Annotated in this window: 10 protein-coding genes and 1 pseudogene; 4 read left to right on the top strand and 7 right to left on the bottom strand. The window is 65.8% G+C overall.

The window, feature by feature from the left end:
- On the bottom strand, window positions 1-359 hold a 359-nt coding region (locus tag JWR89_RS12130; RefSeq protein ID WP_299716219.1), incomplete at its 3' end, for a hypothetical protein.
- Between the two features lie 61 nt (window positions 360-420).
- Entirely contained in the window at window positions 421-711 is a 291-nt protein-coding gene (locus JWR89_RS12125) for a hypothetical protein (RefSeq protein ID WP_299716216.1), read from the bottom strand.
- 337 nt (window positions 712-1,048) lie between these two features.
- Between JWR89_RS12125 and JWR89_RS12120 the strand changes: the two genes are divergently transcribed.
- Both JWR89_RS12120 and JWR89_RS12115 read left to right on the top strand, forming a co-directional pair.
- On the top strand, window positions 1,049-2,017 hold the full coding sequence (locus JWR89_RS12120; protein WP_299716213.1) for a tripartite tricarboxylate transporter substrate binding protein: 969 nt from the start codon (window positions 1,049-1,051) through the stop codon (window positions 2,015-2,017).
- Window positions 2,018-2,090: 73 nt separating this feature from the next.
- Window positions 2,091-2,696: a CPBP family intramembrane glutamic endopeptidase gene (locus tag JWR89_RS12115; protein ID WP_299716210.1), complete on the top strand. Its 606-nt coding sequence runs from the start codon at window positions 2,091-2,093 to the stop codon at window positions 2,694-2,696.
- 11 nt (window positions 2,697-2,707) lie between these two features.
- Here the strand turns inward: JWR89_RS12115 and JWR89_RS12110 are convergent, their stop codons facing one another.
- Window positions 2,708-3,691, bottom strand: coding sequence for a putative zinc-binding metallopeptidase (locus JWR89_RS12110; RefSeq protein ID WP_299716207.1), 984 nt, complete (start codon window positions 3,689-3,691; stop codon window positions 2,708-2,710).
- Window positions 3,692-3,817: 126 nt separating this feature from the next.
- On the opposite strand from JWR89_RS12110, the gene JWR89_RS12105 reads away from it, so the two are divergent.
- Window positions 3,818-4,135, top strand: a complete 318-nt coding sequence (locus JWR89_RS12105; RefSeq protein ID WP_299716204.1) for a hypothetical protein — start codon at window positions 3,818-3,820, stop codon at window positions 4,133-4,135.
- Window positions 4,136-4,237: 102 nt separating this feature from the next.
- On the opposite strand, the gene JWR89_RS12100 is transcribed toward JWR89_RS12105, so the two are convergent.
- On the bottom strand, window positions 4,238-4,789 hold the full coding sequence (locus JWR89_RS12100; RefSeq protein WP_299716202.1) for a cytochrome P460 family protein: 552 nt from the start codon (window positions 4,787-4,789) through the stop codon (window positions 4,238-4,240).
- 289 nt (window positions 4,790-5,078) lie between these two features.
- Here JWR89_RS12100 and serA point away from each other — a divergent pair.
- A pseudogene (gene serA, locus JWR89_RS12095) lies at window positions 5,079-6,324 on the top strand (phosphoglycerate dehydrogenase).
- 77 nt (window positions 6,325-6,401) lie between these two features.
- Here serA and JWR89_RS12090 read toward each other — a convergent pair.
- From JWR89_RS12090 to JWR89_RS12080, 3 genes are all read right to left on the bottom strand, one after another.
- Window positions 6,402-6,821 (bottom strand): group III truncated hemoglobin, encoded by a 420-nt coding sequence (locus JWR89_RS12090; protein WP_299716199.1) that lies wholly within the window; start codon window positions 6,819-6,821, stop codon window positions 6,402-6,404.
- A gap of 213 nt (window positions 6,822-7,034) precedes the next feature.
- Complete coding sequence (locus JWR89_RS12085; protein WP_299716196.1) at window positions 7,035-7,313, bottom strand: hypothetical protein; 279 nt, start codon at window positions 7,311-7,313, stop codon at window positions 7,035-7,037.
- A gap of 238 nt (window positions 7,314-7,551) precedes the next feature.
- On the bottom strand, window positions 7,552-10,528 hold a 2,977-nt coding region (locus JWR89_RS12080), incomplete at its 5' end, for a multidrug efflux RND transporter permease subunit (protein WP_299716193.1).

Raw genomic sequence — 10,528 nt, 5'->3', positions numbered from 1 at the left:
CCGCAATTCCACACCGGGCCGATCGGGGTCTGGGTCCAGCACGGGCCCATGCTGCCGCCATTGTACTTGCCGCGGTAGAAGCCGGGGCGGCCGAAATAGTATTTTTCGCCGTCGGACCAGCGGTAATACACCGGGGTGCGGTCGATGTACCACGGGCGGCGTTCGCGCCGCGCATTGCGCAGCACCGAGGCTTCCTGCTTGAACAAAGGGGCGGCGTTGTTGAGCGGCTGGTGATAGCCCGGCAGGAAGCCGTAGCCCTTCCAGATCTTCGCCGGCCGCTTGTGCGCCGGCGCCGCGGATGCGGCGGCGGTCAGCAGCGAGAGGACGATAGCAATCGATAGACACATGAATCGCGACATAAAGAGATCATAGACAGCCGGGCGTAGCGTGACCAGTCACATCGGAGCGAGCCTCGGGCGTTCAGCTCGCAATGAGATGCTTGCGTCCGCACAGCCACGCCATCCGGTCCGTGCCCGCGGCCGGCGCGATCCCGACAGGGTCATCGGAGCGCGGGCCGGCTGTCCATGACAGGCCGCCGAGCGACGCCATCACGGGGGCTACGGCCAAGCGCGACATCGTCGCGACGTTCACCATCGCCGTCACATCGACGCGGGGATGGCTGGCGATCGTCTCCACGATCAGGCCAAGGCCGGCCAGTCCCAGGGTTCGCCTGCGCGATCTGATCGAGGCCTTGCGGAATGGGATCGGCATCACGGCCTCGCGGGGCTGGAGAACGCGCGCACCGGGATCGGGCGCCGCGGCGGATCTTCTGTGGCGCGGTTATACAACACGCGACGACGCGCCGGTCGCAACAATGCTCGCGAACGATCACGTCGCAACGAGGGGCGCGGCAACCTGCATCACAATCGCTGGAGCCAGCGGCCTTTCGTCTACTTCCCTGCCCGCCGGGAGATGCGCTAGCCTGACGCCGGGAATCTGCTCCCGCGCGGGGGCAGCACGGCAGGCTCAACAATAACGAGTGCGGATCTGGAGGCTGGCGCTGCGGTGTCCCCGCCGCCTCGAAGATCGCACCGATGAGGAAACGACCATGAAGACCCTGTTCCGCGCGCTCGGCGCGTTCGCGATTCTCACCGCCTGCGCCGGCGGCGCCGAGGCCCAGGGCTGGCCGAACCGGCCGATCCGCATGGTCGTGCCCTATACGCCGGGCGGCTACACCGACCTGATGGCGCGCTTGGTCTCGCAGAAGATGTCGGAAGCGCTGGGCCAGCCGTTCGTGATCGAGAACAAGCCGGGCGCCAATGCGGTGATCGGCACCGACAGCGTCGCCAAGGCCGCGCCCGACGGCTACACCTTCGGCACCGTGATCGCGGCCCACGCGGTCAATGTCACGCTCAACCCGAAGCTGCCCTACGACACGCTGAAGGACCTCAGTTACGTCTCGCTGATGTCGGTGGCGCCGTTGATCCTGATCACGCATCCATCCGTGCCGGTCACCAACATCAAGGAGTTGATCGCGCTCGCCAAGGCAAAACCGGGCCAGCTCAACTTCGCCTCGTCGGGCATCGGTTCGGCGGCGCACCTGACCATGGAAATGCTGAAGAGCCGCGAAGGCATCAACCTGCAGCACATTCCCTACAAGGGCACGTCCGGCGCGCTGCAGGACACGGTCGGCGGCAGCGTCAACATGATGTTCGACGTGGTCGGCCCGCTGATGTCGCAGGTCCGCTCCGGGTTGGCCAAGGCCATCGTCGTCACCGCCAAGGAGCGCGTGCCGGCAGCCGGCGACGTGCCCACCATGGCGGAGCAAGGCGTGCCGGATTTCGTGTCCGGCACCTGGGCCGGCATCATCGCGCCGGCGGGTACGCCGAAGGACATCGTCGACCGGGTCTCCGCCGAGGCCAAGAAGGCGCTGGCCGATCCCGAGCTGAAGAAGAAGCTCGACGACCAGGGCATCGTCGCCGTCGGCAGCACGCCGGAGGAATTTCGCGCCTTCGTCGTCGAGGAGATCGCGCGCTGGAACAAGGTGATCACCGACGCCGGCATCAAGATGGAGTGATCGAGCCGCGACATACCCGCGCCGCTGAGAGTAGCGCGCTGGTCGCGGCGCATGAATTCCGCTAAACAGTTTTATGACATATTCACGACAATGGCGCGCGCTGGTGCCCCTTGCGGCTTTTACGCTGCTGCTGCTGACGCCCGGGCTGGCTATCCATTTCGGCCTGATGCCGTTCGCCTACCGGACCTATGCCCTGCTCGCGGTGTCAGGTCTGTGCATCGCGCTGTGCCTGGTGTCGGGCCTGACCTTCGCCGAACTCGGCCTCGGCCGGCCGTCGTTTCGCGAACACTGGGTCGGCGGCGGAGTTCTGACCCTGGGCCTCGCCGCGGTCATGGTGCTGCAGACGCGGCTCTTTACGTTCGGCTCCGAGCCGCCGGTGTGGCTGAGCTTTGCGCCGTTCTACGTGCTGGTCTCCAGCCCGTGCCAGGAAGTGGTGTGCCGATCGATACCGAAGCTGATGATCGACCGCCTGCAGGCGCGGAGTTGGGTCTACGTGCTGTATTCGTCGGCCGTGTTTTCGCTGATCCATATCGCCTATGGCGACACCGCCCTGCTGCTCAACACCTTTGCGGTCGGGGTGGTCTGGGGCATTGCCTATTTGCGGATGCGCAATATCTGGCCGCTGATCCTGTCGCATGCCGCCATCGGCACGCTGGCCTTCGCGCTCGGCCTCGCCTGAGCGCGCTGCCTCTACCCCCCGTTCCGCGCCCGCATGATCGCCAGATGCACGAAGTGTAGTTTGCCACGCACCGCCGGCGTGAGGCGGAACGGATAGGCGTCGCTCAGGCCCATCGAACGGTTGAGCTCGTTCATGCTGTAGGCGACCGATTCCCACAGCGCCAGCAGCGCCTCGAAGTCACGTTCCAGATAGGGATCGTCCAGCGTGTGCTGCGCGCGCTCGTCGAGCGACAGCGGCAGCGAGGACGCGGTGTCCAGCGTCGAGACGATGTGCAGGAAATGCGCGAAGGTCTCGGCCCAGTCTTCCCACGGATGCGCGGTGGCGTATTCGCTGATGAAGGCGTCGCTGCTCCACGACCGGTCGGATCTATGATGGTAGTCGGCCAGCGCGCTCGCATAGTCGGCGGACTCGTCGCCGAACACCAGCCGGAACGGGCCGATCAGTTGCGCCTGGTCGATCAGCGCCTCCCAGTAGAAATGACCGACCTCGTGGCGGAAATGCCCGAGCAGCGTGCGATATGGTTCGCGAAACGTGGCGCGGCGCGCCTCGCGCACGGCGTCGTCGGCCTCGGACAGGTTGATCGTGATCAGCCCGGCCAGATGCCCGGTCATGATCGAGTGTCCCGCCGTCTCGTGCGACAAGATGTCGAACGCGATATGCGCGCCGCTCGGGACGGCGAACGGCAGTTGCAGCCGCATCAGGTCATAGGTCAGGCGCCGCTTGGCCTGCTCGACCTTTTGCCACAGCGCGAGATTGCGATCCGATCCGAGGTTCGGGATGGTTCGCGTCAGCCGGCACGAACGGCAATACGGCAAGCCGTCGTCGACCGACCAGTTGCACCCGATCAGGTCGCGGTTGGCACACGGCACCACGGTCGCGGCACGGACCATCTGCAATGGGGTGCTGTCGAAGCTGACCAGGGTCCCGCACTGCGTGCAGGTATGTTGCTCGAAGACCATTCTGGCGCGGCATTGGGGGCAAATCAGTTGCTTCATGCCGCCACTCTAGGCCGAAACGGCGAACAGGTATCCCGGATCGATGGCGATGGGTTGGAACCCAGGCCTGAACCCATCGGCGCCCTGCTCGCACCAAACCGCATGGTGCAACGTGCGACCAGCGACATGTCCGATCTTCCTTCTCCGGCAACGCCCACGCTGCGCCGGACTGTGCTCGCGCTCGGCGTGGCCAATACCGTGTTCTGGCTATGGACGTTTCACTTCATCGGCGCGCATGCAAGTCCCACGGGCGACGGCATGGAATGGCTGGCGGTAATGCCGTTCGGCGCGCTGTTCGCCGCCGGCGTCGTGCCGCCCGTGCTGCTGGCGCTGGTCGGACGATGGCTGTGGGCCGCGCTGTTGATGGTGCTCGCCGTATCGGTCCTGAACGCCCTGCTGCTGGCGCAGATCGCCGCCGAATTCCACCACCCCGTCGCGGCATAAGCCGCGCCGTGCCCATCACCCGCAAGATCCTCGCCGAAGCCGCCGCACTGCCGCTGCGCGACGCGGCGTGGCAGGTCACGCTACAGATGCGGCACCGTGACCTTACCGCTTTGGATAGTCCGTAAAGATATAATCCTTCGCCTTCACCAGCGTATGGCAGGCATGGCCGCAGTCGGTGCCGCTGCCCTCGGGCTTGAAGGCGTCGGCGGCGGCATCGTAGTTGAACTGGGCGTAGCCCCAGCCGCCGCTATCGGGAAAACGCTTGCTATCGCGGGCGATGAAATCGACGTCGTGCAGGGTGTTCGGCACCGTGGTCGGCGCCGGGGCGTCCGCGCTCTTTTTCGGATTCCAGTGGATCTTTGCAATCTTGGAGCCGTCCGGGAACGGCTTGCCGTTGCCGGGGACGCCGGCCCGATAGGCCTCGATCATCGCGGGGTTGGCGAGGATGGCGGCGAAGGCTTCCTCGGTCTGGCTGACGCCGACGAGTTGCCAGTCCTCGTAGCCCCGAAATTCGGAGAAGGCGAGCCCGCCCGGCACCTGCAAGGCGTACTTGTCCTCGGCGGACACCGCCCTGCCACCCAGCGCCGCGAGCACGGCGAGCACCAGCGCGGCGAACGCGCCGCCGAGCCATCGGAAGGTCGATACGCGCGACATCAGCAGCCTCCTGTGTCATGGGGGCCGCGCGCCCTGCCCGGCCGCCGTGTGAACCCTTACCGCTCGGTCATGGCCGGCGGTGGAACCGGCAAACCTACGCCGCGACCGGGCACGGTCAATGTCCTGGGGCGCACCGCGTGCGAATGGTGGGCCGGCGCAAAGGCCCTGCGCTCAGCACACTTTTTCCTGAATGGCTGGATCGTCACGACCCTTGCCAAGCCCCCGGCATCGTGAAAGCAGGAGGCCTCAAAAAGCCGCGCGTCGCGGTCGCTCTACCAGGATTCCTGCCATGATGACCCGCCTTTCGTTGCCCAAAGACAAGATCCGCATCCTGCTGCTGGAAGGCATCAACGACAGCGCCGTCGCGATGTTCGCCGACAACGGCTACACCTCGGTGGAGCGTTTCCCTAAGGCGCTGTCACCGGCGGCGCTGAAGGAGGCCGTGAAGGGCGTCCACCTGCTCGGCATCCGTTCGCGCAGCGACGTGACCGACGACATCCTGGAAGCGGCCGACCGGCTGCTCGCGGTCGGCTGCTTCTCGGTGGGGACCAACCAGATCGACCTGGAGGCGGCGCGCCGCCGCGGTATCCCCGTTTTCAACGCACCGTTCGCCAATACCCGCAGCGTCGCCGAGCTGACTATCGGCGAGATCGTGATGCTGCTGCGCCGGATCGTGCCGCGCTCGGTATCGGCGCATGCCGGCGGTTGGGACAAGTCGGCCGACGGCAGCCGCGAGATGCGCGGCAAGACGCTGGGCATCGTCGGCTACGGCAATATCGGCTCGCAACTCTCCAACCTCGCCGAATCCATGGGCATGCGCACGGTGTTCTTCGACCTCACCGATCGCCTGCGCCACGGCAACACCGAGCCGACCGCCAGCCTCGATGAACTGCTGGCGATCAGCGACGTGGTCTCGCTGCACGTGCCGGAAACGCCGCAGACCGCCGGCATGATCGGTGCCCGCGAGATCGCGCTGATGAAGGACGACGGCATCCTGATCAACAACAGCCGCGGCACCGTGGTCGATCTCGATGCGCTGGCCTCGGCGATGCGCGCCGGCAGGCTGGCGGGGGCGGCGATCGACGTGTTCCCGGTCGAACCGGCGTCCAACGCCGACAAGCTCGTCAGCCCGCTGCAGGGCCTGCCCAACGTGATCCTGACGCCGCATATCGGCGGCTCCACCGAGGAGGCGCAGGACCGCATCGGCGCCGAGGTGACGCGAAAGCTGGTGGAATATTCCGACGTCGGCTCGACCATGGGCGCGGTCAATTTCCCCGGCGTGCAACTGCCGCCGCGGCCTAGCGGCACGCGCTTCATCCACATCCACGGCGACGTGCCCGGCGTGATGGGCAAGCTCAACGACATCGTCTCGGCGCATGGCGTCAACATTGCCGCGCAGTACCTGCAGACCGGCGGCGGCATCCTATGTGGTGCTGGAGACCGACGGCGCCGGTGCCAATTCCGAAGCGGTTCTTGAAGAGATGCGCGCCGTCAAGGGCACCATCCGAGCGCGGCTGCTGTACGAGGCCGATTGAGGCCGTAGGGCGGATTAGCGAAGCGTAATCCGCCGATGGGCGGCGCAATACGCTTCGCTATTGCGCCCTACACGGGATCACACGCTGTGGCGCGGCCGGGCAATCTCGCCGCGCGTCGTGGCAATGCCGATCTCGAAACCGTCGGCGATGCGTCGCGCGCGCAGGATGAAGGCCTCGGCGACGTCGGCGCTGAAAATCTCGCGGGCCGTCGGCTCGAACAACGCCAGCCAGCGGTCGAAATGCGCCGGCGTCAGCGGCAGCCGCAGATGCGGCCGCATCGGACGGCCGTCATAGCGCCCGGTACGCAGCAGCATCGACGACCAGAAATCGCTGATCTGGCTGAGGTGATGGTCCCAGTCGGCCACCGCATCATTGAAGATCGGGCCGATCAGATCGTCCTCGCGGGCGCGGCCATAGAACGTGCGCACCAGCCGCGCGATCGATTCTTCGGTGATCTCGGGATGGGCTTCGTGAAGCGCGGGAGCGGTCTCGGTCATGACTCTCATGTAAGCAACGCCGGGTGGCTTCACAACCGCCAGGACCGCGCGCCAGCGTTTCCCGGACGCGCTGCGGCGCTCTTGTGCCGCTGCGCAGATCCGGGATCCCGGTTCTTCCAAAGCAACCGGGACCCCGACTCTGCGAAGCGATACTGGCGGCGATGCGGTTGCAACGCCTGGTATCGCATCGCGTCCGGGGAACGCGGAAGCCGGCTATCGCTGGCCGCCGCCAAAGCTGCTCTTGATCTGGTGCAGCAACGTCAGCGCCCAGCACAGCGCGAAACCGCCCGCGATGCCCAGCCCGGTGCGGCGATCGATCACCGACAGCCCGCTCCACAGCCAGATGCGGTACAGCCACAACCCGGCCAGCGCGGTGGCCAGCACGCAGACCAGCAGCTTGACGAAACGGCTGTTGGCGACGCCGACGGCGGCGAACAAAATGGTCAGCGGGATCAGGAACAGCTGGCAGGTAGCAATCAGGCTGTCATTCACGAACGGCTCCGGGGTGGCGACTCAGGTGCCGCCAATCTGCCGGGGAAACCGAAACAAAGCGTTGATCGGACGATGTGACGCGATGCCGTAGGGTGGGCAAAGCCACGACGCGCAAGCGCGGCGGGGCGTGCCCATTGCAGACGGTGCGCGTACATGGTGGGCACGGCGAAGGCGCCTTTGCCCACCCTACGCAAACCTCATTCGCAGGACACGGGGGCATCCGTGTCCTGCTCGGCAATCAGTGATGCGCCGGCGTCGGAGCGGCGTCGATCACCGTGGAGGCGCCGTGCTGGGTCAGCGGCCGGTTGCCGGCCATGGCGCGGAGCAGCACGTAGAACATCGGCGTGAAGAAGATGCCGAAGGCGGTGACGCCGATCATGCCGGAGAACACCGCGACGCCCATGGCATGGCGCATCTCGGAGCCCGCACCGGTGGAAATCACCAGCGGCACCACGCCCATGATGAAGGCCAGCGAGGTCATCAGGATCGGCCGCAAGCGCAACCGGCTGGCCTCGATCGCCGCCTGCACCGGCGTTCGCCCGCCGAATTCCAGCTCACGCGCAAACTCCACGATCAGGATGGCGTTCTTCGCCGACAGGCCGACCAGCACGATCAACCCGATCTGGGTGAACACGTTGTTGTCGCCCTTGGTGATCCACACCCCGAACATCGCCGCCAACAGGCCCATCGGCACGATCATGATGATCGACAGCGGCAGCGTCAGGCTCTCGTACTGCGCGGCGAGCACCAGGAACACCAACAGCAGCGCCACCGGGAACACCACCAGGGATGAGTTGCCAGCGATGATCTCCTGATAGGTCAGTTCGGTCCATTCGAAGCCGATGCCTTTCGGCAGCGTTTCCGCGGCAACGCGCGTGATCGCATCCTGCGCCTGTCCGGTCGAATAACCCGGCGCCGCATTGCCGTTGAGATCGGCGGTGAGGAAGCCGTTGTAGCGCATCGCGCGTTCCGGGCCGGCACTCTCCTTGATCTTCAGCAGCGTCGACAGCGGCACCATCTCGCCGTTGTCGGAGCGCACTTTCAACAGACCGACATCGTCGGCGCGGGCGCGGTACTTGGCGTCCGCCTGCACCCGCACCGAATAGGTGCGGCCGAACTTGTTGAAGTCGTTGACGTACAACGAGCCGAGATAGATCTGCATGGTCTCGAACACCGACGGCACGGGCACGCTGAGCTGTCGCGCCTTGGTGCGGTCGATATCGGCATAGAGCTGCGGCACGTTGATCTGATAGCTGGTGAACAGGCCCACCAGTTCCTTCTGCGCCGAGGCCTTTGCCACGAACGCCTTGGTGGCTTCGGACAACGCCTCGTAGCCCAGGCCCGCGCGATCCTCGATCTGCAGCTTGAAGCCGCCGATCGTGCCCAGTCCCGACACCGGCGGCGGCGGGAACATGGCGATGAAGGCATCCTGGATCTTGGAGAACTTGATGTTCAGATCCATCGCGATCGCGGCCCCGCTCAACTTCGGATCCTTGCGCTCGTCGAACGGCTTCAGCGTCACGAACACGATGCCGGAGTTCGACGAATTGGTGAATCCGTTGATCGACAGGCCGGGAAACTGGATCGCGTCCACCACGCCCGGCGTTGCCAGCGCGATCTCGCCCATCTTGCGGATCACTTCCTCGGTGCGATCCAGCGTGGCGCCGTCCGGCAACTGCGCGAAGCCGACGAGATATTGCTTGTCCTGGCCCGGCACGAAGCCGCCGGGCACCGCGCGGAACAGGAACGCGGTGACCCCGATCAGCACGAGATAGGCGACCATGACGATGCCGCGCCGCGAGATCACGCGGCCGACGCCGCCGCTATAGGCGTTGGAGCTCCAGGCGAAGGCGCGGTTGAAACGTCGGAAGAACCAGCCCAGTCCCTTGTCCATGATCCGGCTCAGCGCATCCTTCGGCGCGTCGTGGCCCTTCAGCAGCAATGCGGCGAGCGCCGGCGACAGCGTCAGCGAGTTGAACGCCGAGATCACCGTGGAGATCGCCACGGTCAGCGCGAACTGCTTGTAGAACTGCCCGGTCAATCCGGTGATGAAGGCCAGCGGCACGAACACCGCCACCAGCACCAGCGCGATCGCGATGATCGGCCCGGTGACTTCCTGCATCGCCTGATAGGCCGCCTCCTTCGGCGACAGCCCGCGCTCGATGTTGCGCTCGACGTTCTCCACCACCACGATGGCATCATCGACCACGATGCCGATCGCCAGCACCAGCCCGAACAGGGTCAGCGCGTTGATCGAGAAACCGAACAGATGCATCACCGCAAAGGTGCCGACGATCGATACCGGCACCGCGATCAGCGGGATGATCGAGGCGCGCCAGGTCTGCAGGAACAGGATCACCACCAGCACCACCAGCGCCACGGCTTCGAGCAGCGTGTGAATTACCGCCTCGATGGAAGCGCGCACGAACTGGGTGGGGTCGTAGACGATGCTGTAGTCCATGCCGTCGGGCATGTTCTCCTTCATCGCCGCCATCGCCTTGCGGACGTTGTCGGAGATCTGGATCGCGTTGGAACCCGGCGACTGGAACACCGGAATCGCCACCGCCGACTTGTTGTTGAGCAGCGAGCGCAGCGAATAGTCGGCGGCGCCCATCTCGATGCGCGCGACGTCGCGCAGCCGCGTCACTTCGCCGTTGCTGCCATTCTTGACGATGATGTCGCCGAACTCTTCCTCGCTCTGCAGCCGGCCCTGGGCATTGATCGAGAGCTGCAGATCGAGACCGGCCTCGTTGGGCGAGCCGCCGACCTGACCGGCCGCGGCCTGCACGTTCTGGGCGCGGATTTCCTTGACGATATCGCCCGGCGACAGGCCGCGCTCGGCGACCTTCTGCGGGTCGAGCCAGACCCGCATCGAATAGTCGCCGGAGCCGAACAACTGCACCTGGCCGACGCCCTCGATCCGCGCGAGGCGGTCCTTGACGTTGAGCACCGCGTAGTTGCGCAGGTACGTCATGTCGTAGCGGCCGTTCGGCGAATTCAGATGCACTACCATGGTGAGGTCGGGCGCGCTCTTGATGGTGGTGATGCCCAGCGTGCGGACTTCCTGCGGCAGCCGCGGCTCGGCCTGCGCCACCCGGTTCTGCACCAGCTGCTGCGCCTTGTCGGGATCGGTGCCGAGCCGGAAGGTGACGTTCAGCGTCATCAGGCCGTCGGTGGTCGCCTGGCTGCTCATGTAGAGCATGCCCTCGACGCCG

Origin of the sequence: Tardiphaga sp., from assembly GCF_028290785.1 — a bacterium.
Lineage (GTDB): Bacteria > Pseudomonadota > Alphaproteobacteria > Rhizobiales > Xanthobacteraceae > Tardiphaga.
The sequence above is the reverse complement of the archived record's forward strand: the minus strand, read 5'-3'. Positions and strand labels throughout refer to the sequence as shown.

Excerpts from the sequence above, each read along its gene's own strand:
- JWR89_RS12125 (WP_299716216.1), bottom strand. The coding sequence starts at position 711 with ATGCCGATCCCATTCCGCAAGGCCTCGATCAGATCGCGCAGGCGAACC.
- JWR89_RS12120 (WP_299716213.1), top strand. The coding sequence starts at position 1,049 with ATGAAGACCCTGTTCCGCGCGCTCGGCGCGTTCGCGATTCTCACCGCC.
- JWR89_RS12115 (WP_299716210.1), top strand. The coding sequence starts at position 2,091 with ATGACATATTCACGACAATGGCGCGCGCTGGTGCCCCTTGCGGCTTTT.
- JWR89_RS12110 (WP_299716207.1), bottom strand. The coding sequence starts at position 3,691 with ATGAAGCAACTGATTTGCCCCCAATGCCGCGCCAGAATGGTCTTCGAG.
- JWR89_RS12105 (WP_299716204.1), top strand. The coding sequence starts at position 3,818 with ATGTCCGATCTTCCTTCTCCGGCAACGCCCACGCTGCGCCGGACTGTG.
- JWR89_RS12100 (WP_299716202.1), bottom strand. The coding sequence starts at position 4,789 with ATGTCGCGCGTATCGACCTTCCGATGGCTCGGCGGCGCGTTCGCCGCG.
- JWR89_RS12090 (WP_299716199.1), bottom strand. The coding sequence starts at position 6,821 with ATGACCGAGACCGCTCCCGCGCTTCACGAAGCCCATCCCGAGATCACC.